The organism is Nocardioides sp. SYSU D00065, from assembly GCF_017916425.1.
Classification (GTDB): domain Bacteria; phylum Actinomycetota; class Actinomycetes; order Propionibacteriales; family Nocardioidaceae; genus Nocardioides.
In genome coordinates, this window is the sequence record NZ_JAFMSX010000003.1 from 143,986 (window position 1) to 163,448 (window position 19,463).

Genomic DNA, 19,463 nt, shown 5'->3' on the forward strand with positions numbered 1-19,463 from the left:
CGCGTCACGTCGTTGTGGTGGGCATGCTGCACAGACCGCCCGGCCGGTGCGGCCGAGCGTACCGGCCGAGCGCTGGTGCGCGTCGGTGCCGCCCCGCCGTTGGGGTGGCTGTGGGGGGTTGGTTGCGATCCCCGGCTCACCGGTGACTCTGGAGGTTCGCCCCCGAAGTTTCGGGGGTGAGGCTCAAGTTTCCCCGGCTAGCCGGGGATCCCTGCACGGCCCCCCGGCCCGGATCGCGACCGGGGCGGGCGCGGACCGGGAACCGGTGCTCGATTGGGAGGGCGCGTCGGGCGTGGGGTAGCCTGAGCCCGCTCGCGCGAGTGGCGGAATAGGCAGACGCGCACGGTTCAGGTCCGTGTGTCCGAAAGGACGTGGGGGTTCAACTCCCCCCTCGCGCACGTGAGTGGCTGGCCCCGGGTCCTCGGACCCGGGGCCTCGTCCATTTCGGGGCCGCGATAGCTGGCCGTGCAGGGGAGTCAGCGCTCGGCTGTGACCGGGACCGGAGCCGTGGCGCGGGTCGCGGCGGCGTGCCCGGCGCGGCGCTCGAGTGCGGCGGACAGGAAAGCCAGGGCCAGGGCGGAGCCGGCGAGCAGGGCGCCCACCCAGTTCGGTGCGGTGTAGCTCAGGCCGGCCGCGATGACCACGCCACCGAGCCAGGCGGCGAGCGCGTTGCCGAGGTTGAAGGCGCCGATGTTGATCGCTGAGGCCAGCGTGGGCGCGCCGTGGGCCTGGTCGAGGACCCGCTTCTGCAGCGGCGGGACGGTGGCGAAGCCGAGTCCGCCGATGAGGAGAATGGTGACGGCCGCCAGGACCTTGTTGTGCGCGGTGAGCGTGAACAGGGCCAGCACGAGCGCCAGGCCGCCGAGGGTGAGGTAGAGCATCGGCATCAGTGCCCGGTCGGCGTACCTGCCGCCGAGGATGTTGCCGAGGAACATCCCCACACCGAAGAGCACCAGCAGCCAGGTGACCGAGCCCTCGGCGTAGCCCGCCACGCCGGTCATCATCGGCGCGATGTAGGTGATGGCAGCGAACACGCCGCCGAAGCCGAGCACGGTCATCGCCATGGCGAGGAGGACCTGGATGTTGCCGAGTGCGGCGACCTCGCGGCGCAGCCGGGCCCCCTCGGGGCGGGGCAGGGCGGGGACCAGGGTGGCGACGCCGATCAGGCCGATGACGCCGAGGACCGCGATGCCGCCGAACGTCATGCGCCAGCCGACGGCGTGGCCGACGTACGTCCCGAGGGGGACGCCCACGATGTTCGCGACCGTCAGCCCGGTGAACATGAAGGCGATGGCGCCGGCCTTCTTGCTGGGAGCGACCAGCTCGGCGGCCACGACGGAGCCGATGCCGAAGAAGGAGCCGTGGGCCAACGACGTGATCAGCCGGCCGAGGAGCAGCACCACGAAGGTGGGGGCCAGCGCGGCGAGCAGGTTGCCCAGCACGAAGAGGCCCATGAGGATCAGCAGCATCGTCTTGCGGCCCAGCCGGGTGCCGAGGATGGCCGTGACCGGGGCGCCGACGACGACTCCGAGCGCGTACCCGCTGACAATCCAGCCTGCGGTCGGGATGGACACGTCGTAGTCGCCGGCGATGTCGGGCAGCAGCCCCATCACGACGAATTCGGTGGTGCCGATCCCGAAGGCGCCGATGGCGAGAGCGAGGAGCGCCAGAGGGAAGGCGGGTGAGCGGCGGTCGGCTTGGTTCATGCAGACGACGTTAGTTGCAGGCGCGGGCAAAACGCAAACGCAGATACCTCCGTGCGCGCGCTATCGTGGACCACCTACGCGACTCAGGAGGAGCGATGACCCGCGAGACCACCGGCCCGGTCGGGCTGGCCGACGGCTGGTACGCCCTGTCGTTGCTGCACGGGCGGATCGAGGCGCAGGTCGAACGCGCCCTGCAGGCCGGGCACGACCTGAGCGTGCGGGAGTTCTCCTTGCTCGACGTGCTCAGTCGTCAGCACTCGGGGGAGGGCGGCCACCTGCGGATGAACGAGGTCGCCGACGCCGTCGTCCTCAGTCAGAGCGCGACGACCCGCCTCGTGACCCGGCTCGAGGATCGCGGGCTGCTCACCCGCTACCTGTGCGCGACCGACCGCCGTGGCATCTACACCGACGTCACGCCTGCAGGTCTGGCGCTGCTCGCCCAGGCGAGCCCCACGCACGATGCGGCGTTGCGGCGCTCCCTGGAAGCAGCGGCCGAGGACCCTCGCCTGACCTCGTTGGTCGAGACCGTCCAGCGGCTCAGCGGGGCGGCGGCGCCCGCGTCAGGTTGACGCGGGCGGGTAGCCCTGGCTCGACAGCAGACGAGCCAGGTGCGCCGAGTTCGCCGCCGCCGTCTGCGTCGTGGACACGGTCTTGGCCGGTTTGGGGTCCAGGTCCTGGTAGTCGGTGGCCTTCATCGCCTCGCCGACCCAGTAGGTCGACCCGTTGGCGGCGATGCTGAAGCCGGTGTCGTTGAGGGCCTGCAGCAGCTCGGCGGTGACGTGGTGGGCACCGTCCTCGTTGCCGACGACGGCGACCGCGGCGACCTTGTTGTAGGTCGACATCCGGCCCTCGTCGTCGGTCTCGCCGAGCTCGGCGTCGAGGCGCTCGAGGACCATCTTGGCGACCGACGACGGCTGGCCGAGCCAGATCGGCGTCGCGATCACGAGGATGTCGGCGCCGAGCATCTTCTCCCTGATCCGCGGCCAGGCGTCGCCGTCGCCTTCGTCGGTGGTGACGCCGAACTTGACGTCGTGGTCCACGACCCGGAGGAGCTCGCCGATGACGTCGTGGTCGCGCAGCGCGTCGAGGAACTCTTGGCCGATCAGCGTGGCGCTGGACTCGGCCGGCGACTTCTTCAGGGTGCAGGACAGCACCAGTGCGGTGAGCGGCATCGGTCAGCTCCTCCGGGCGGTCGCCGGTCGGCTCACGCGGTGGCGTTCGGGTCGGCGCCGTCCGCGACGTCGCCCTGCGGGCTGGTGTTGTCGGTGCCGCCCAGGTCGCGCAGGAACTCGTGGCAGCGGTGCGCCCGCTGGGAGTCCTGCTCCATCACCTCGCGGAAGAACTGGGCGATGTCGTCGCGGCCGGCGTTCTCGGCATCACGGACGTACTGGCCGTAGTCGTGGCCGGCCTTGAGCGAGTGGTACTGCAGCGACACGAGGTCGTAGGTGACGTCGTCGAATCCGGTTTCTCCGGTAGCCATCTTCCTGTCCCTTCAGTCGGTGATCGGTCGGCTTCCTGTACCCGCGATGCGGGAGATCAACGCAGTCGGAACAGGGCGCGGACGCAAGGTTTCGCCCCGGCCGGGTACCGCCCGTACCGAGGCGATGTGGTCCGACGGCGCTTTCCGGGCGCCCCGCGTCGCGAGACGGAGGGCTGAGTCGTGGCACACGTGCAGATGCTCGAGGCGTACCCCAAGGACCTGGGCGACGTCGACAAGGACCAGCTGGCGGAGTGCATCGATGCCTGCTTCGAGTGCGCGCAGGTCTGCACCGCCTGCGCCGATGCCTGCCTGAGCGAGGACACGGTCGCCGACCTGGTGACGTGCATCCGGACGGACCTCGACTGCGCGGACATCTGCCTCGCCACCGGCAACGCACTGTCGCGGCGCACCGGGTACGACGCAGGCCTGACCAGGGCCTTCCTCGAGGCCTGCGCGACCGCATGCAGGGCGTGCGGCGACGAGTGCGCGCGGCACGCGCAGATGCATGAGCACTGCCGGATCTGCGCCGAGGCATGTCGCCGGTGCGAAGACGCATGCCGCGCACTGATCGCCAGTCTCTGACCCACCAGCTGTCCCAACCGGATGGAGGCGGAAGGCATGACGCAGCAGATCGACCGGATAGCCGAGCCGTGGGGCACCCGGACGCCGTACGGGCCGGGTGAGGCGTGGCCGGCACGAGTCGACACCCACCTCGCCGAGGGGGTAGCGGCCGACGACGTGGACCGCTGGGTGCAGTCCGCGTCGATCCTGCACTCCAACGGCGATGCGATGGACATCGCGGTCAAGGACGGCCGCATCGTCGGCGTCCGCGGACGCGCCGTCGACCGGGTCAACCACGGACGGCTCGGACCGAAGGACCTGTACGGCTGGCAGGCCAACGGCTCGACGGACCGGTTGACGCGACCGCTGATCCGCCGCGACGGCCGACTGGTCGAGACCGACTGGGACACCGCGATGGACGCCGTCGCCGGTCGCACCAAAGAACTGCTGGAGGAGCGGGGACCGTCCGCGATCGGCTTCTACACCACCGGCCAGCTGTTCCTGGAGGAGTACTACACCCTCGGGCTCATCGCCCACGGCGGGATCGGCACCAACCACGTCGACGGCAACACCCGGCTGTGCACCGCCACCGCGGCCGCTGCGTTGAAGGAGTCCTTCGCCAGCGACGGCCAACCCGGCTCGTACACCGACATCGACCACGCCGACGTCATCTGCCTCTACGGCCACAACATGGCCGAGACCCAGACGGTGCTGTGGACCCGGATCCTGGACCGGCTCGCCGGACCGAACCCGCCGGCGATCGTGTGCGTCGATCCCCGAGAGACGCCCGTGGCCGACCACGCCACCGTGCACCTGGCACCTCGCCCTGGCACCAACGTGATGCTGATGAACGCGATCCTGCGCGAGCTGCTCGAGCACGACCGGGTCGACCACCAGTACATCGAGGCACATGCCGTCGGGTTCGCCGAGCTCGAGAAGATGCTGGAGGACTACACCGTGGAACGAGCGGCCGAGGTCTGCGGGGTCCCGGCCGCGGACCTGCGCGAGGCCGCCCGGCTGATCGGCTCCGCCGAACGCTTGATGTCGACGGTGCTGCAGGGGTTCTACCAGTCCCACCAGGCCACGGCGGCGGCGGTGCAGGTCAACAACGTCCACATCGTGCGGGGGATGCTCGGCAAGCCTGGCTGCGGGATCCTGCAGATGAACGGGCAGCCGACCGCGCAGAACACCCGCGAGTGCGGCGCCGACGGCGACCTGCCCGCGTTCCGGAACTGGTCCAACGACGCCCACATCGAGGACCTCGCACGGGTGTGGAACATCGACTCGATGCAGATCCCGCACTACACCGCTCCCACCCACCTGATGCAGATGATGCGGTACGTCGAGGACGGGTCCATCCGGTTCCTCCACGTCTCCGGCACGAACCCCGCGGTGTCCCTGCCGGAGCTGCGTCGGATCCGGTCGATCCTGTCCCAGGACCGGCTGTTCCTGGTAGTGCAGGACCTCTTCCTCACCGAGACCGCGCAGCTGGCCGACGTCGTGCTCCCGGCTGCCACCTGGGGTGAGAAGACCGGCACGTTCACCAACGCCGACCGCACCGTGCACCTGTCGGAGAAGGCCGTCGACCCGCCGGGGGAGGCTCGCCCGGACCTGGACATCCTCGTCGACTACGCCCATCGGCTCGGGCTGACGGACAAGGACGGCGCACCGCTGGTGAAGTGGACCAGCCCGGAGGAGGCGTTCGAGGCGTGGAAGGAGTGCAGCCGTGGTCGGCCGTGCGACTACACCGGGATCACCTACGACAAGCTCCGCGGCGGCAGCGGCATCCAGTGGCCGTGCAACGACGAGCATCCCGACGGCACCGAGCGCCTCTACGTCGACGGGCAGTTCTGGTCCGATCCCGACTACTGCGAGAGCTATGGGCGCGACCTGGTCACGGGCGCCCCGGTCGAGCCGACGGAGTACAAGGCGCTCAACCCGCACGGCAGGGCCGTGATCAAGGCGGCGGAGTACCTGCCACCCCACGAGCAGCCCTCGGAGGACCATCCGTTCCAGCTGATCACCGGCCGCACGCTCTACCACTTCCACACCCGCACCAAGACCGGCCGTGCGCCGCAGCTCCAGGCAGCCGCGCCGGAGGTGTGGGTCGAGGCCTCGGCCGCCGACGCGGAGGAGGAAGGATGGGAGGAGGGCGACCTCCTGGACATCACCACCCCTCGCGGTGCCGTGACCGCGCGGCTCCGGATCAGCGGCGTCCGACCCGGCGTGCTGTTCCTGCCCTTCCACTACGGCTACTGGGACACCGGGGCCGGCCACGAACCTGACGGTCAGGGCCGCGCCGCCAACGAGCTGACCCTGACCGACTGGGACCCAGCCTCCAAGCAGCCCATCTTTAAGACCGCGGCAGCAGCCGCCACCCGGATCGCGGCGTCGGGGGGCAGGTCGGCGTCCGCGCCCACGACCACCGGTTCGCGACCCGTCTCTGCCTCGGTGCCACCCACTCGTGGCGACGAGACGGCGCTGGTCAGTGAGCAGTCGTCGACCGCGGGAGGCACCCGATGAAGCTGGTCCAGACTCTGCGCACCCTGCACGGCAACAAGGTCGGTGGCGCCATCGAGGAGCTCCACCGCTCCGAGAACGACCTCGCCGGTGCCCTGCTGGACCTCTCGGACCAGCAGAAGGTCGACCACGAGATCTTCCACGTCGCCCGCGACATCGCCGCGTGGTCCCAAGAGCACGTCCGCCGCCTCGCCGAGGTAGGGCGCGACTACGACCTCGATCTCGACCCCGAGCCGGAGGACGAGGCGGCCCTGCTGGCCCGGGTCAAGCAGAAGGGTGCCGAGCTCACCGGCCGGTTCCACGAGCCCACGTTGCTGCTCCTGGCGGATCTTCGTCACCTCCACCGGATGGCCGCCGGCGTCTCGCTCGACTGGGAGGTGCTCGCCCAGACCGCGCAAGCGATGAAGGACACCGAACTGCTCACGGTCGCCCAGGACTGCCACCCGCAGACCTTGCGCCAGATGCGGTGGGCGAACGCCAAGGTCAAGGAGACGGCGGCCCAGATCATGGTCACCGGCTGAGCGGGTGCCCACGCGCGGTGATCAGCCCAGCCCGGGCTCGGCGAGCGAGGTGACCCGGACGCCGTCGAGGAACTCGAGCATCTGCGCGTCGGACCATCCGGTGTCGTCGGGGTACTGCACCCGCACGAAGCCCGCCGGCTCGGCGTCGGTCGTCCGCGTGGAGACCGTGGTGTAGCCGTCGCCGCGGCTGACGTGGAAGCTGCGGCCGTCGTACGTCGTCGGCGTGCCGTAGAGCCCGTTGCGGTCGAAGAGGATGACCAGCTTGCCGCGGAAGTCGTCGGGGTGGTCGGAGACCGAGCCGTCGGGCGGGACGATGGTCACCGACATCGGCCGCTGCCCCTGGACGACCCAGCCGTCGGGCACGCGGTCGAAGACGTACGGCGCCACGTCCAGGGGCCCGGCCACGAGCCGCACCTGCGCGGCCGTGACCGCCGCCGGTGCGTCGCCCGGGCCGGAGCCGCCCGGGGCCTCGTCGAGCGTCACGGCGAGCAGGACGGTCATCACCGCCGCCGTGGCACCGGTGGCGGCGAGGCGCGAGCGGCGCCTGGCCCGGGCCCGCGCCGACGCGCGTGCGCGGTCCAGGTCGGCCGCGGGGCCGGCGGACGGGTCGGTGTGCGCCGCCCCGGGCGTCGGCCCGTCGGCGACGAGCGACAGGGCGGAACGGAGGTCGGTGCTCATGGACAGGTCTCCTTGACGGTGGGTTCGAGATCGGGACTGGTGCGATCGGGGTCGGAGTACGGCGTGCGGTCGGGGTCGATCCGGTCGAGCGCCGTGCGGAGGTGCGCGAGAGCGCGAGCGTTCTGGGACTTCACGGTGCCGGTGGAGCAGCCGAGCACCCGGGCGGTCTGCTCGACGTCGAGGTCGTGCCAGTGCCGCAGGACGACCACGGCACGCTGCCGCGGCCCGAGCGTGGCCAGGGCCTCGACCACCAGCTCACGGAGCGCGAGGTCGTGGTCGGCGGTGTGCGGCTCGACGGTCGCCCGAGCGGGGTCGTCACTCACGGACTCGCGTCGCCGGTGGGCGCGTCCGGCCTCGTCCAGGAACACGTTGGTCAGCGCCCGCCGGGCGTAGGCGAGCGGCTGGTCGGCGCGCCGCACCCGCGACCACGCGAGGTACAGCCGGGTCAGGGTGATCTGGACGATGTCCTCGGCGTGGTCGACGTCGCCGGCACACAGCAGCCGTGCCGTACGCACCAGGTCAGCGCGGTGCGCCGCCGTGAACGCGACGAACTCCGCCGCCCGCCGGCTCTCCCTCGACTTCAGCATGCCTGTCTCCACACCCTCCTGACCGGACCGGGCCGCACCGGGGTTGCACCAGAGGGGAAGGAGGTCCGAGCAACCCGTCGCACGCCGGGACCGGTCATCTCGACGTGAGGATCCTCCCAGCAGCAACCGGCGCCGTGGCCGTCGTCGTCGCAGGTGCCGCCGTGCTCGCCACCTGGCCGCGGGCCGCCACCCCGACGGCTCCGGCAGACCCCGCGAGCCAGACGGTCCCGGCCGGTGTGACCGCACCCCCGGCGGCGAGCGGACGTGGTGCCGCCCTGCCGGCCACCGCCGCGAAGCGACCCCTGCGCGGTCCCTCCGTGTCCGACCCGTCGAGCCCGTGGGTCGTGGTCAACAAGGTGCTGCCCCTCGATCCGGGCTTCCGCCCCGAGATGTCGATCGTGCGCGGCTATCAGGTCGCCACGGTCGCGGCGGGTCCGCTCGAGGAGTTGCTGGACGCCAGTGGCGCAGCGGGGCACGAGCTCAAGATCGCCAGCGCGTTCCGCTCCTACGCCTACCAGCACCAGGTGCACGAGGCCACGGCGGCGACACGTGGGCGCGAGGCGGCCGAGCGGATCTCGGCGCGTCCCGGTCACAGCGAGCACCAGACGGGGCTCGCCGTCGACGTGGTCACGCCGGCCGACCTGAGCTGCAGCCTCGCAGCGTGCTTCGCACAGCAACCGGCGGGAAGGTGGCTGGCGGCGAACGCCTGGCGGTACGGCTTCGTCGTCCGCTACCGACCGGGCGACACCGCGGTCACCGGCTTCGAGCCCGAGCCGTGGCACCTGCGCTACGTCGGGCGCCGGCTGGCCGCCGAGCTCCGGCGGACCGGCACCACGACGCTCGAGGAGTACTTCGACTTGCCGGGTGGAGACTACCGCCGGTAGCGGTCACCACTGCGCCCCTTGTCGTTCGCTTGGCCTGGCCCGGCGGCCGTGACCGCCGACGGCAAGCCGTCGCCAAGAGCGGTCGGGCTGAATGGCGCCGAACGCCGGCCCACCGAGGGCTGTGCAGACGCGAGGAGAAGACGATGTCGACAGGCACGTGGCGCCGCTTGGTGACCGCCCTGGGCTGCGTGGGGACCACCGTCGCCGCGCTCGCCGTGACGGCCGGCCCCGCCCACGCCGGTCAGGTCGGCGTGACGCCGAGGATCAAAGGCTCGGGCACCGTGGCAGTGGTCGAGGGCACCATCAACGAGGGGCCCACGTCGTGCGACCACCGGGACAACCGGGACGACCGGGTGACGCTGGGCTGTGAGCGGATGCGCAGCACGGCGGCGTTCGAGGCATGGGTGTGGCTGCGGCCCACCCCGGGCAATGCGCCCGCGGGTCACTGGCGGTTCGTCGAGTGGCAAGGGTGTGACGAGCTGCGCACCACGTCGGGCGTCCAGGAGTGCGGTGTGCACTCCGGCCCGTTCGATGGGGTCGAGCGGGCGCCGGTCGCCGTCTTCGAGGACACCGTCGCTCCGACCGTGTCGGCCATCCGCGTGGAGGCCTCGACGACCGTCGACAACACGGCGTCGTTCACCTTCTCCACCAACGAGGGGATCACGCAGTGCAGCTTCGACGGCGGCGACTTGTTCGTCCCGTGCACGTCGGGCGTGACCCGGACGTTCGCGCCGGGCGAGCACAGCATCAGGGTCTACGCCACCGATCCGTCCGGCAACTTCAGCCCCGACTCGTCCAGGTCCTTCACGATGGTGAGCACCCGGATCACCACGGGGCCGAGGAATCCCTCGCACACGCCCGACGGGCACTTCGACGTGGCGAGCGACAACCCCGGTGCGAGGTTCTGGTGCGCATTCTCCGGCGACTCCCACTACCGCGACTGCACCGCCGACGTCGGCAACGGGGTCAGCCGGATCCCGTTCACGGGCCTGGCCGACGGCGAGCACACCTTCTACGTCTACGCGCAGGTGGGCGAGTGGATCGACCGGACCCCGGCCATCCGCACCTTCACGATCGACACCGCCGGTCCCGCGGTCGAGGTGACCGCGGCGCAGGTCGAGGGGAGGCGTGCCAGCTTCACGTTCAGCGGACCGGGTGCCGCCCGGTTCACCTGCACGTTGACCCGAAGCTCCGTCCCTCGCTCCCGTGAGTGCACGTCCCCGGTCGTCTACGACGACCTCGCGGACGGGGACTACGTGTTCTCGGTGACCGGCTACTCCGCCACCGGCGCGCCGACCAACAACCCGCCGTCGCGGGCCTTCACGATCACCACGCCGACCGGCCCGACCGATCCGACCGATCCGACGGACCCGACGGACCCGACCGGCCCCACCGACCCGACGGATCCGACACCGACCGACCCGAACGGCCCCACCGGCCCGACCGGCCCCACCGGTCCGACCGGCCCGTCGGATCCGGCGCCGACCGGCCCCGTGCCGTCGCCGCAGGACATGACCGCGCCGGACACGACCCTGGCCGGCGGGCCCGCCCAGGGATCCTTCGTCCGGGCCGGCGCCACGACGTTCGCGCTGGGCTCCACCGAGAGCGGATCGGCGTGGTCCTGCACCCTGGACGGTGCCGCCGTTCCCTGCGCGACGTCGCTGCACGTGCCGAAGCTCCGGCCGGGCACCCACCGGCTCTCGGTCACCGCCGTCGACGCCGCGGGCAACCGCGACGCCACCCCCGCGACCCGGTCGTGGACCGTGGCCGCACCGGCTCGATCGTTGAGGGCGAAGGGCTGGAAGAAGGGCCCGGCCGCGGCCGTCTCCCGCAAGAAGGGCGCCACCTTGTCGACCTCCGTCACGCGGGCCACAGGTCTCGCACTGTTCGCGAGCAAGGGGAAGGGCAGGCTGACGGTCTGGGCCGGCAAACGACGGGTCGCCACGGTCTCCCTCCGGAAGGTGTCCGGCGGCCAGGTCGTGCTGCCGCGCCTCGCCGCGCCGTTCACCGGCACCGTGCGCGTGGTCGTCGCCTCCCGGGGACGGACCGTCCGGGTCCAGGGCCTCGGCGTCGAGACCGGCTGAGGGCGCCGGACGTCGTCGTTGCTGCCCGGGTCAACGCGGTGCCGGCTCCACGTAGACGGTTCCACCGAGCTCGAGGAACTCCCGCGCCTTGTCGGCCATGCCGTCGCTGGCGAAGCGCTCGCGGACGTCCTGGCTGATGCGCATCGAGCAGAACTTCGGTCCGCACATGGAGCAGAAGTGGGCGGTCTTGGCGTTCTCCGCGGGCAGGGTCTCGTCGTGGAAGGCCTGGGCGGTGTGCGGGTCGAGTGACAGCGCGAACTGGTCGTGCCAGCGGAACTCGAAGCGGGCCCGCGAGAGGGCGTCGTCCCACTCGCGGGCGCCGGGATGGCCCTTGGCGACGTCTGCGGCGTGGGCGGCGAGCTTGTAGGTGATCACTCCCGTCTTGACGTCGTCGCGGTTCGGCAGGCCGAGGTGCTCCTTGGGCGTGACGTAGCAGAGCATCGCGGTGCCGTGCATGGCGATCGCGGCGGCGCCGATCGCGGAGGTGATGTGGTCGTAGCCGGGCGCGATGTCGGTGGCGAGCGGGCCGAGGGTGTAGAACGGGGCGCCGTGGCACCACTCCTGCTGGAGGCGCACGTTCTCCTCGACCAGGTCGAGCGGGACGTGCCCGGGGCCTTCGACCATCACCTGCACGTCGTGCGCCCAGGCTCGCTCGGCGAGCTCGGCGAGGGTGCGCAGCTCGGCCAGCTGTGCGGCGTCGTTGGCGTCGGCGACGCTGCCGGGCCGCAGGCCGTCGCCCAGTGAGAAGGACACGTCGTAGGCGGCGAAGATCTTGCAGAGCTCGTCGAAGTGGGTGTGGAGGAAGTTCTCCTCGTGGTGGGCCAGGCACCACCCGGCCATGATCGAGCCACCGCGCGAGACGATGCCCGTGACCCGGCCGGCCGTGAGGGGGACGTGGCGCAGGAGCACCCCGGCGTGGATCGTCATGTAGTCCACGCCCTGCTCGCACTGCTCGACGACGGTGTCGCGGAACACCTCCCAGGTCAGCCGGTCGGCCTCGCCGCCGACCTTCTCCAGCGCCTGGTAGATCGGCACCGTGCCGATCGGCACGGGGGAGTTGCGCAGGATCCACTCGCGGGTGGTGTGGATGTCCTCGCCGGTGGACAGGTCCATCACCGTGTCGGCGCCCCACGTCGTCGCCCAGGTGAGCTTGTCGACCTCCTCCTCGATGCTCGAGGTGACCGCGCTGTTGCCGATGTTGGCGTTGACCTTCACCAGGAACCGGCGCCCGATGATCATCGGCTCGGCCTCGGGGTGGTTGACGTTGGCCGGGATGATGGCGCGTCCGGCGGCGACCTCGCTGCGGACGAGCTCGACGTCGCAGCCCTCCCGGGCGGCGACGTACTCCATCTCGGCGGTGACGACGCCGCGGCGGGCGTACGCCATCTGGGTCACGACCCGGCCCGGGAGCGCCCGGTGCGGCGCACGCCGCTCACCCGGCCACTCCTGGCGCGCCGAGCCGCGACGGAGCGCCGAGCGACCGTTGTCGAGGAGCTGAGGCTCGCGCCCGGCGTAGGCCTCGGTGTCACCGCGGGCAGCCACCCACGCCGACCGCAGCGGGGGCAGGCCGGTCGCCGGATCGCTGCCCGGTCCGGTTGTGCAGTAGCGGTCGAAGGTTTCGCCGTTGGTGAGGGCGACCCGCGTGACGGGCACGCCGAGCTCGCCGGTCTCGACGCGGGAGTGGGCGGGGTGGACGGTCATGTGTCTCCTCGGTGGATGGGGCGGGGGTCGGGGACGGTGTGGGCGACGGGCCCTCGGCCGCGGCCGAGGCGCCAGCTCCGGCCCAGGCGGAGCTGGCCGGTGGTGAAGGCGGCCGCCTGACCGGCGGCGTGGTGGAGGTCCGCTCCCCGGACCAGGTGCACCGCGAGCGCGGCACTGAACGTGCAGCCGGTCCCGTGGTCGTTGGTCGTGGGGACGGCGCGGTGGACCAGAGGGACCGGTTCCGCACCCCGGACGGCGACCCAGTCGGTGCAGGTGCCATCGGTGCCGCCGCCGGTGAGCACCACGCCGGGACACAGGTCGGTGAGGCGGCCGGCGAGGTGGGCCGGGTCGCCGACCTGGCCGAGGAGGGCGACCGCCTCGTCCAGGTTGGGCGTGACGACGCTCGCCCTCGGCAGGAGGGTCTCCCGGTAGGCCGCGGCGACCTCGGCATCCCCGAGCACGGCGCCGCTGGTGGCGACCAGCACCGGGTCGACGACGAGGGTGGTGCCGTCGAGCCGGTCGGCCACGAGCGCGACGACCTCCGCGGTGCCGAGCATGCCGGTCTTGGTCGCCGCGACCGGCAGGTCGTCGAGCACGGCGTCGAGCTGGGCGGCGACCGTGCGGAGCGGTACGGGGTGGACGTCGCGCACGCCGGTGGTGTCCTGGGCGGTCACCGCGCTCACCACGCAGGCGCCGTGGGCGCCGAGCGCGGCGAACGTGGCCAGGTCAGCGGCCAGCCCGGCGGCTCCTCCGGAATCGGTGCCCGCGACGGTCAGCACCACGGGCGGTGTCACGACACCGCCTCGAGCAGCCGGCTCACGGTCACGGCTGGACGGGCCGAGCGCATCACCTCGCCCATCACTGCGACGCCGTGGGCGCCCGCCGCCATGGCGGCTGCGGCGTTGTCGCGGGTGATGCCGCCGAGGGCGAAGACCGGCAGCGCGTGACCGGCCAGGTGCGCGGGGTCGATCGGCGGTCCGTAGCCGGGCTTGGAGCGACTGGCCGCGAACGGCGACAGGGTGGCGAGGTCCGCACCCTCGGCCGCCGCGCGCTCGACGTCGTCGATGGTGTGGCAGGAGCGACCGACGAGGCCGCTGCCCCCCTGCGCTCGGGGCGCGGTCGCGGGGAGGTGGACGCCGGCGCACCCGGGCACGGGCGTGTGGGCCGCGAGCACCGTGGCTCCGGTGCCGGCGAGCGCGCCGACCAGGGCGGCGCGACGGTCGGCGGACAGGTCGAGCTCGCGGATGACGACGTGCGTCGCCCCGGCCTCCACGCACTCGAAGAGGGTGCGCAGCAGTCCGCGACCCAGGCGGAGCTGGGAGCGGTCCGTGAGCAGCAGGAGGCGAGGGAGGGTCACGCGATCCTCCCGGCCATCGGGCTCGACGCCCGCGCGACCGACCGACGGGGGATGCGGCCGGCTCCGTGCGCGCTGCGTCCGGCCGCGACGCCCAGCCGCAGCGCGCGCGCCATGGCGACCGGGTCCGAGGCTCGGGTGACCGCTGTCGCGGCGAGCACCGCCGCGCACCCGAGCTCCATGGCGAGCGCGGCGTCGCTGGCGGTGCCGACGCCCGCGTCAAGCACCACCGGCACCGAGACGGAGGCGACGATCGCCTCGATGGCGTGGGGGTTGAGCACGCCCAGCCCCGAACCGATCGGGGCGCCGAGGGGCATCACCGCGGCGCAGCCGAGGTCCTCGAGCCGGCGCGCCAGGACCGGGTCGTCGGTCGTGTAGGGCAGGACGACGAAGCCGCGCGCCACCAGCGTCTCGGCCGCGCTGAGCAGCTCGACGGCGTCGGGTAGCAGCGAGGTCTCGTCGCCGGTCACCTCGAGCTTCACCCAGTCGGTGCCGAGTGCCTCGCGGGCGAGCTCGGCGGTCAGCACGGCCTCCCGGGCCGACAGGCAGCCGGCGGTGTTGGGCAGGACCGGCACACCGGTGGCCCGTACGGCGTCCAGCAGCCCGCCGCTGTCCGGTCCTCCGGTGCGGCGGACCGAGACGGTGAGCAGTCCCGGGTCGGCCGCGTCGACGACCGGACGCAGCAGGGACAGGCTCGGCAGGCCGCCGGTGCCGAGGAGGAGCCGGGAGGCGAGCGTGCGGCCGGCGATGTCCACGGGGTCGGTCGCGCTCATCCGCCCTGCACCGCCGTCACGATCTCGACCGCGTCGCCCGCACGCAGGTCGTGCGCGGACCACTGCGCCCGCGGAACGACGGTGTCGTTGACGGCGACGGCCACGCCCGGCGGGGCCGGGGCGCCGAGGTGCGCGGCGAGCAGGTCTGCCAGCGGTGCCGACGGGCCGTCCACCTGGACGGGCGTGCCGTTGACGGTCAGGTCCACGAGTTCTCCTCCTGGGGGGCGATCAGGCGTCGGGGGTCGAGCGCGGGGTCGGTGTGGCCGGTCTCGAGGTGGTCGGCGACGAGTCGTGCGGTGAGCGGGGCCAGCAGCACGCCGTGGCGGAAGTGGCCGGCGGCGAGGACGACGCCCGCCTGCCCGGTCGGTCCGACGAGCGGGAGGTTGTCCGGCGTACCGGGACGGTCGCGTGCGGTGACGTCGGTCAGCCCGGCCTCGTCCAGTCCCGGCACCAGCTCGCGTGCCGCCCACAGCAGCCGCGCCACGCCGCCGAGGGTGGGCGGACCGCCGGCGCGCTCCTCCTGGGTGGCGCCGATGACCACCTCGCCGTCCGGTCGCGGCACCACGTACACGTGCTGGCCGCGGACCCAGCCCCGCACGGTCCGGCTCGGAGGGTCGTCGCTGTGCGCCCGCACCACCTCACCGCGCACGCCACGCACGAGGGAGGCGTACGGAGGCGGAAGACGCGCACCGGTCGCCAGGACGGTGGCGTCGAACCGGTCTTCCGGGTCGTCCGGCCGCGTCCCGACCCGGGCCAGCAGTGCGGCGACGACGGCCCGTGGGTCGACGCTGTGGTCCTCCGGCAGCAGCGCCCCGCCGGCGACGCGCGCCAGCCGGGGCTCGAGCGCAGCGACCTCCCGCGCGTCGAGCGACTCCACGGTGGCCCCGTGGCCGAGCAGCAGGTCCACCTGCCGGTGGACGTCCTGGAGGTCGGCGTGGTCGCGGCCGACCAGCAGCGTGCCGGTCGTGTGCAGGGGTACGCCGAGGCGCTCGGCGTACGACGGCCACAGGGCCATGCTCCGCCGCCCCAGGTCGAGGACCGTTGACTCGCCGTGCCACACCTCGCCCGCGGGCGAGAGCATGCCGGCGGCGGCGTGGGAGGCTCCGCGGCCCGGCTGCGGGTCCACGACGGTGACGCGGTGGCCGCGCCGTCGCAGCTCGTCGGCGCAGGACAGGCCGACGATGCCGGCGCCGAGGACCTTGACCCGCATCACGCGAGCGCCGCGGCCAGCTCCTTCGCTGCCGAGACCGGGTCGGGTGGCTGCCAGATCGCACCGATGACCGCCACCCCGTGGGCACCGGCGTCGCGGAGGCCCCGCGCCGTCGCGGCGCTCACGCCGCCGATCGCGATGAGCGGCAGCACCCCGGCGGCGTGGCTCACCGCACCCGGTCCGAGGGGGTCGGGGAGGCCGTCCTTGCTGGTCGTGGCGTAGACCGGCCCGAAGCCGGCGTAGTCGGCACCTGCAGCGGCGGCGGCCTCGACCTGCGCCCGGTCCCGGCAGGTGACGCCGAGGAGGAGGTCGGGTGCCAGGCGCCGCGCCACCGTGGCGGGCAGGTCGTCGGCGCCGAGGTGGACGCCGTCCGCGCCGGCGGCGAGCGCGAGGTCGACGCGGTCGTTGACGATCACCGCAGCGCCGCGGGGACGTGCGGCGTCGAGGACCTGCTCGACCAGCCGTAGCGCCTCGCGATCGGTCGAGGCCTTGGCGCGCACTTCGAAGGCGTCGACGCCGGCCTCCGCGAGCGCGGGGAGCAGGGCGAGGTCGTGGTCCTCGGAGACGAGGCACAGGAGACGTGGCAGCACGGAGCGGTCCTCAACTTCCTTCGCCGGCATGACCCGGATCAGGTTCGACGGTCGGAGCGGCTCCAGCTCCCTCTCAGTCCGCTGCCGCGGACTCCCGTGTGGTCCAGGCCACCATAGCGCGGCCGCGTCGCGAGGCACAGTGCAGCGCCGCCACGTCGACCGCCGCCTCGCTGCGCTCGGCGGTGGACGCTCAGCGCAGGTAGCGGTGCGCGACGACGTCCTGCTGGTCGACCGGGGTCCCGCGCTGCATCGTCCACGCGAGCCGGACCAGGCCGGCGTGCGACCAGGTCAGCGGCGTCGCGGCGCGCGTGCCCTCGCCGGCGGGGCAGCACGCTTGCCCGGTGGGCGGGCGGCCGTCCCAGACCTGCTCGGAGATCATGTCGCCGGTGCCGGCGGCCGCGGCCATGGCGGCGAGGTACGCCGTGGCGTCCTGTCCCGCCGCGACGGCGTACTCCCCGCGCTCGCCGCTGAGCAGCGGCCAGGCGCGGCCGAGGGTGGTGCCGGTGTCGTCCTCGGTGATCTCCCACTGCCCGCCGTCTCGGGTCTCGCCGTAGCCGTCGAAGCTGAAGCGGTGCCAGAACGGCCCGTTGGGTGTGTCGACCTTCAGGTCGGCGTCGACCACCGCGAGCGTCGAGACCACGTCCGGGTCGGAGGGCGCGACCAGCCCGAGCCGGACCAGGTCGAGGAAGCTGGGGTCGACCACGCGCCGCTGGTCGACCTCCGACGGGCCTCCGTCGCCGATGGCGTACTCCGTGCCCCGGTCGGGCCGGCCGTCCTTGGTGATGCGCAGGAAGTACGGGTCGTCGCTGAGCGGGCCGGTGGACGTCAGCGTCCAGTCCTTGACCCGCGCCCGCCACCGGTCGGCGACCCGGAGCCACCGCCGCGCCGACGCCCGGTCGCCGTTCCTGCGGGCGATGTCCGCGGCGCACACGAGGCCCGCGACCTGCGTGGCGATGGAGTTGGGGGAGTAGCCCGACTGGTTCTCCCACCGCTCCTGGGGGGAGTACGGCGCTCGCCGCCCGGTCTCCTCGTCCCGGAACCGGACGAGGAAGTTCGCGGCCCTTTCGACCCCGCGGTAGGTGCGCGGCCCGACGCGGCCGACCAGTCGGGCCAGGACGATCGGGAGCGCCACCTCGTCGAGCTGCAGCTCGCCCCACACGGGGGTGCCCTCGACGTCGGAGTTCTGCGGGAACGAGCCGTCCGGCTTCTGCTGCACGTCGAAGAGCCAGTCCACCGACCGCCTCGCGGCCGCCTTGTCGCCCATCGCCCACAGCGCCGTGCCGAACTGGTAGGAGTCGCGGGACCAGACGAGGTGGTAGGCGCCCGAGGGCGAGGAGAGGTCCTTGACCTCGTCACCCCAGACCCAGGGCGCGGACGGGGAGGCGACCAGCGCCCCGGGGTTGAGCTTGTCCTCCGCGGCGGCCAGCACGAGGGCCGAGGCGAGGTACTGCCGGCGCACGGGGAGTGCGCTGTCCGGGACCCGCCTCAGCGAGCGGAGGTAGCGGTGCCACCCGCGGTCGTAGCGGCGCGCCACCGCTCGCGCGCCCGACCGGGCCGTGGCCTCGGCGGTGCGCAGCGCGTCGGGTCCGCTCGGACCGTAGCCGAGGACCAGCGTCGCGCGCTGCTGCCCGGCCAGGCCGGTCACACCGCTCACCCGGCCGGTCTGCACGATGTTGCCCGGTCCCGCGCGCCGACGGCCCTCGTCGAGGCGGTGGTCGCCCTCAAGGTCGGTCCAGCCGTCGTCGCGACCGGCGAGCCCGGTGCTCGTGCGGCTCAGGCGCGGGCGCGCCACGAGGGCGGACGCGACGGGCTCGGCCGAGTCGGTGGCGACCAGGCCGCCGCGGACGGTGCGGCCGGAGTCGTCCATGCCGGTGTTGGCCAGGGCGGGGTCGTGCACGGCGTACAGCCGGTAGCGGCCGCCGTCGAGGGACTCCAGGCGCACCCGCACCACCAGGGCGTCGCGGCGCGGGTCGGTGACGAAGGTCTTGGTGATCCGGTAACGGCCGCTGGCGGCCGTGCCGACCTGTCGGAATCGAAGGCTGCGCTCGTCGGGGCGAGTGGTCACGACGTCGACGTCGTCGGACTCGCGGTCGGTGAAGGTGCGGCCGTCGGTGACGACGAGCTCCAACGCGCGGGTGCTCGGGGTGGACAGGTCGGGGTGGAACACCTCGCTGACCCGCCCGTCCTGCAGGGTGAACCACACGTTGCTCCGCCGGGCGCGCGCCGTGCCGAAGCCGGCCTTGTCCGCCTCGGTCCACGTGCTCTTCGTGCCCCGGTCGGGGGCGACCCGCTCCGCGCTCGCGGCCGTGGCGGGCGCGGCCGTGGCGGGCGCGGCGAGGGTGGTCGCAGTCAGGACCAGCACGGTCGGGGCGACGAGGGATCGCAGGGCCATGGGTGCCTCCGTGGTCGACTCCTCCCGTCGTACTCCTCGACCCGTGGACCGGCCACACCCCGGCGGGTGCCCGCCGGGGTCGCGGCGCGCACCAGACTGGACGCCATGGCCGAGGCGACCGACGAGGAGAAGTGGCTGGTCGTCGACGGGCGGCGCTGGCGACGTACGGACCCGGCGATCCCGGCCGCCGAGCTGGCCCGCTTGAAGTCCCACCTGGGTCGCGGCCGGTCCGGCGTCCGCTCGGCCGCGGACGACGCCGCGCTCGCCGCGACCCGCCACCGCACCCAGCTGGCGAAGGTCGGGCTCGGCGAGCGGGGCACGCCGTGGTGGGAGCAGTCCGAGGAGGAGCGGCGTCACCGCTGGGAGTCGGCGCTGGCCGAGCTCGACGCCCTCGACGAGGACTGACGTCATGAGCATGCCCG

General features: G+C 73.1%; 20 protein-coding genes, 1 tRNA gene and 1 riboswitch. Of the genes, 8 read left to right on the plus strand and 13 right to left on the minus strand.

From position 1 onward, the window contains the following. Positions 1–314 precede the first annotated feature (314 nt). Positions 315–398, plus strand: a tRNA-Leu gene (locus J3P41_RS14175). A gap of 78 nt (positions 399–476) precedes the next feature. Here J3P41_RS14175 and J3P41_RS14180 read toward each other — a convergent pair. Then, a complete protein-coding gene (locus tag J3P41_RS14180) occupies positions 477–1,706 on the minus strand; it encodes an MFS transporter (RefSeq protein ID WP_210651016.1) in 1,230 nt (409 codons plus the stop codon). A 95-nt stretch (positions 1,707–1,801) separates the two neighbouring features. Between J3P41_RS14180 and J3P41_RS14185 the strand changes: the two genes are divergently transcribed. Next, positions 1,802–2,275 carry a MarR family winged helix-turn-helix transcriptional regulator gene (locus J3P41_RS14185; RefSeq protein WP_210651017.1) on the plus strand — a complete coding sequence of 158 codons (474 nt, stop codon included), beginning with the start codon at positions 1,802–1,804 and terminating at the stop codon, positions 2,273–2,275. Here J3P41_RS14185 and J3P41_RS14190 read toward each other — a convergent pair. Beyond that, positions 2,267–2,878 carry a flavodoxin family protein gene (locus tag J3P41_RS14190; protein WP_210651018.1) on the minus strand — a complete coding sequence of 204 codons (612 nt, stop codon included), beginning with the start codon at positions 2,876–2,878 and terminating at the stop codon, positions 2,267–2,269. The two genes, J3P41_RS14185 and J3P41_RS14190, sit on opposite strands and share 9 nt — an antisense overlap. A gap of 32 nt (positions 2,879–2,910) precedes the next feature. Continuing rightward, entirely contained in the window at positions 2,911–3,186 is a 276-nt protein-coding gene (locus J3P41_RS14195; RefSeq protein WP_210651019.1) for a hypothetical protein, read from the minus strand. A 180-nt stretch (positions 3,187–3,366) separates the two neighbouring features. Between J3P41_RS14195 and J3P41_RS14200 the strand changes: the two genes are divergently transcribed. The 3 genes from J3P41_RS14200 to J3P41_RS14210 are packed head-to-tail and all read left to right on the plus strand — an operon-like array spanning position 3,367 to position 6,788. Then, complete coding sequence (locus J3P41_RS14200; protein WP_307862001.1) at positions 3,367–3,768, plus strand: four-helix bundle copper-binding protein; 402 nt, start codon at positions 3,367–3,369, stop codon at positions 3,766–3,768. A 36-nt stretch (positions 3,769–3,804) separates the two neighbouring features. Further along, entirely contained in the window at positions 3,805–6,270 is a 2,466-nt protein-coding gene (locus J3P41_RS14205) for a molybdopterin oxidoreductase family protein (protein ID WP_246862231.1), read from the plus strand. Further along, positions 6,267–6,788, plus strand: coding sequence for a hypothetical protein (locus J3P41_RS14210; protein WP_210651021.1), 522 nt, complete (start codon positions 6,267–6,269; stop codon positions 6,786–6,788). Before J3P41_RS14205 ends, J3P41_RS14210 begins: the two co-directional genes overlap by 4 nt. Positions 6,789–6,809: 21 nt before the next feature. Here the strand turns inward: J3P41_RS14210 and J3P41_RS14215 are convergent, their stop codons facing one another. Next, positions 6,810–7,466 carry a hypothetical protein gene (locus J3P41_RS14215; RefSeq protein ID WP_210651022.1) on the minus strand — a complete coding sequence of 219 codons (657 nt, stop codon included), beginning with the start codon at positions 7,464–7,466 and terminating at the stop codon, positions 6,810–6,812. Beyond that, complete coding sequence (locus J3P41_RS14220; RefSeq protein ID WP_210651023.1) at positions 7,463–8,053, minus strand: SigE family RNA polymerase sigma factor; 591 nt, start codon at positions 8,051–8,053, stop codon at positions 7,463–7,465. The genes J3P41_RS14215 and J3P41_RS14220 overlap by 4 nt, the downstream gene beginning before the upstream one ends. A 104-nt stretch (positions 8,054–8,157) precedes the next feature. Between J3P41_RS14220 and J3P41_RS19330 the strand changes: the two genes are divergently transcribed. Both J3P41_RS19330 and J3P41_RS14230 read left to right on the plus strand, forming a co-directional pair. Beyond that, positions 8,158–8,937: a M15 family metallopeptidase gene (locus tag J3P41_RS19330; protein WP_210651024.1), complete on the plus strand. Its 780-nt coding sequence runs from the start codon at positions 8,158–8,160 to the stop codon at positions 8,935–8,937. 143 nt (positions 8,938–9,080) lie between these two features. Next, positions 9,081–11,021, plus strand: coding sequence for a hypothetical protein (locus tag J3P41_RS14230; protein ID WP_210651025.1), 1,941 nt, complete (start codon positions 9,081–9,083; stop codon positions 11,019–11,021). Between the two features lie 30 nt (positions 11,022–11,051). Here the strand turns inward: J3P41_RS14230 and thiC are convergent, their stop codons facing one another. The 8 genes from thiC to J3P41_RS14270 all read right to left on the minus strand — a co-directional run bounded on the left by thiC (position 11,052) and on the right by J3P41_RS14270 (position 19,041). Next, the gene (thiC, locus tag J3P41_RS14235) at positions 11,052–12,722 is read right to left on the minus strand and encodes a phosphomethylpyrimidine synthase ThiC (RefSeq protein ID WP_210651026.1); all 1,671 of its coding nucleotides are present in this window, start codon (positions 12,720–12,722) and stop codon (positions 11,052–11,054) included. Next, complete coding sequence (gene thiD / locus J3P41_RS14240; protein WP_210651027.1) at positions 12,719–13,516, minus strand: bifunctional hydroxymethylpyrimidine kinase/phosphomethylpyrimidine kinase; 798 nt, start codon at positions 13,514–13,516, stop codon at positions 12,719–12,721. The genes thiC and thiD overlap by 4 nt, the downstream gene beginning before the upstream one ends. Then, the gene (locus J3P41_RS14245; RefSeq protein WP_210651028.1) at positions 13,513–14,079 is read right to left on the minus strand and encodes a thiamine phosphate synthase; all 567 of its coding nucleotides are present in this window, start codon (positions 14,077–14,079) and stop codon (positions 13,513–13,515) included. The genes thiD and J3P41_RS14245 overlap by 4 nt, the downstream gene beginning before the upstream one ends. Next, positions 14,076–14,849 carry a thiazole synthase gene (locus tag J3P41_RS14250; RefSeq protein WP_210651029.1) on the minus strand — a complete coding sequence of 258 codons (774 nt, stop codon included), beginning with the start codon at positions 14,847–14,849 and terminating at the stop codon, positions 14,076–14,078. Before J3P41_RS14250 ends, J3P41_RS14245 begins: the two co-directional genes overlap by 4 nt. After that, positions 14,846–15,055, minus strand: a complete 210-nt coding sequence (thiS, locus tag J3P41_RS14255; RefSeq protein WP_210651030.1) for a sulfur carrier protein ThiS — start codon at positions 15,053–15,055, stop codon at positions 14,846–14,848. The genes J3P41_RS14250 and thiS overlap by 4 nt, the downstream gene beginning before the upstream one ends. After that, a complete protein-coding gene (locus J3P41_RS14260) occupies positions 15,046–16,059 on the minus strand; it encodes an FAD-dependent oxidoreductase (protein WP_210651031.1) in 1,014 nt (337 codons plus the stop codon). The genes thiS and J3P41_RS14260 overlap by 10 nt, the downstream gene beginning before the upstream one ends. Beyond that, positions 16,059–16,649, minus strand: a complete 591-nt coding sequence (gene thiE / locus J3P41_RS14265) for a thiamine phosphate synthase (protein ID WP_210651032.1) — start codon at positions 16,647–16,649, stop codon at positions 16,059–16,061. The genes J3P41_RS14260 and thiE overlap by 1 nt, the downstream gene beginning before the upstream one ends. Next, positions 16,648–16,757: riboswitch (TPP riboswitch) on the minus strand. (Overlaps the previous gene by 2 nt.) Before the next feature lie 82 nt (positions 16,758–16,839). Then, positions 16,840–19,041: a glycoside hydrolase family 15 protein gene (locus J3P41_RS14270; protein WP_210651033.1), complete on the minus strand. Its 2,202-nt coding sequence runs from the start codon at positions 19,039–19,041 to the stop codon at positions 16,840–16,842. Between the two features lie 105 nt (positions 19,042–19,146). On the opposite strand from J3P41_RS14270, the gene J3P41_RS14275 reads away from it, so the two are divergent. After that, positions 19,147–19,446 (plus strand): hypothetical protein, encoded by a 300-nt coding sequence (locus J3P41_RS14275; protein ID WP_210651034.1) that lies wholly within the window; start codon positions 19,147–19,149, stop codon positions 19,444–19,446. The last annotated feature ends 17 nt before the right edge of the window (positions 19,447–19,463 follow it).

What these genes read in the sequence shown, in the direction of transcription:
- J3P41_RS14180 (WP_210651016.1), bottom strand. Translation starts at nt 1,706, where the DNA reads ATGAACCAAGCCGACCGCCGCTCACCCGCCTTCCCTCTGGCGCTCCTC.
- J3P41_RS14185 (WP_210651017.1), top strand. Translation starts at nt 1,802, where the DNA reads ATGACCCGCGAGACCACCGGCCCGGTCGGGCTGGCCGACGGCTGGTAC.
- J3P41_RS14190 (WP_210651018.1), bottom strand. Translation starts at nt 2,878, where the DNA reads ATGCCGCTCACCGCACTGGTGCTGTCCTGCACCCTGAAGAAGTCGCCG.
- J3P41_RS14195 (WP_210651019.1), bottom strand. Translation starts at nt 3,186, where the DNA reads ATGGCTACCGGAGAAACCGGATTCGACGACGTCACCTACGACCTCGTG.
- J3P41_RS14205 (WP_246862231.1), top strand. Translation starts at nt 3,805, where the DNA reads ATGACGCAGCAGATCGACCGGATAGCCGAGCCGTGGGGCACCCGGACG.
- J3P41_RS14210 (WP_210651021.1), top strand. Translation starts at nt 6,267, where the DNA reads ATGAAGCTGGTCCAGACTCTGCGCACCCTGCACGGCAACAAGGTCGGT.
- J3P41_RS14215 (WP_210651022.1), bottom strand. Translation starts at nt 7,466, where the DNA reads ATGAGCACCGACCTCCGTTCCGCCCTGTCGCTCGTCGCCGACGGGCCG.
- J3P41_RS14220 (WP_210651023.1), bottom strand. Translation starts at nt 8,053, where the DNA reads ATGCTGAAGTCGAGGGAGAGCCGGCGGGCGGCGGAGTTCGTCGCGTTC.
- J3P41_RS14230 (WP_210651025.1), top strand. Translation starts at nt 9,081, where the DNA reads ATGTCGACAGGCACGTGGCGCCGCTTGGTGACCGCCCTGGGCTGCGTG.
- thiC (WP_210651026.1), bottom strand. Translation starts at nt 12,722, where the DNA reads ATGACCGTCCACCCCGCCCACTCCCGCGTCGAGACCGGCGAGCTCGGC.
- J3P41_RS14250 (WP_210651029.1), bottom strand. Translation starts at nt 14,849, where the DNA reads ATGAGCGCGACCGACCCCGTGGACATCGCCGGCCGCACGCTCGCCTCC.
- J3P41_RS14260 (WP_210651031.1), bottom strand. Translation starts at nt 16,059, where the DNA reads ATGCGGGTCAAGGTCCTCGGCGCCGGCATCGTCGGCCTGTCCTGCGCC.
- J3P41_RS14270 (WP_210651033.1), bottom strand. Translation starts at nt 19,041, where the DNA reads ATGGCCCTGCGATCCCTCGTCGCCCCGACCGTGCTGGTCCTGACTGCG.
- J3P41_RS14275 (WP_210651034.1), top strand. Translation starts at nt 19,147, where the DNA reads ATGGCCGAGGCGACCGACGAGGAGAAGTGGCTGGTCGTCGACGGGCGG.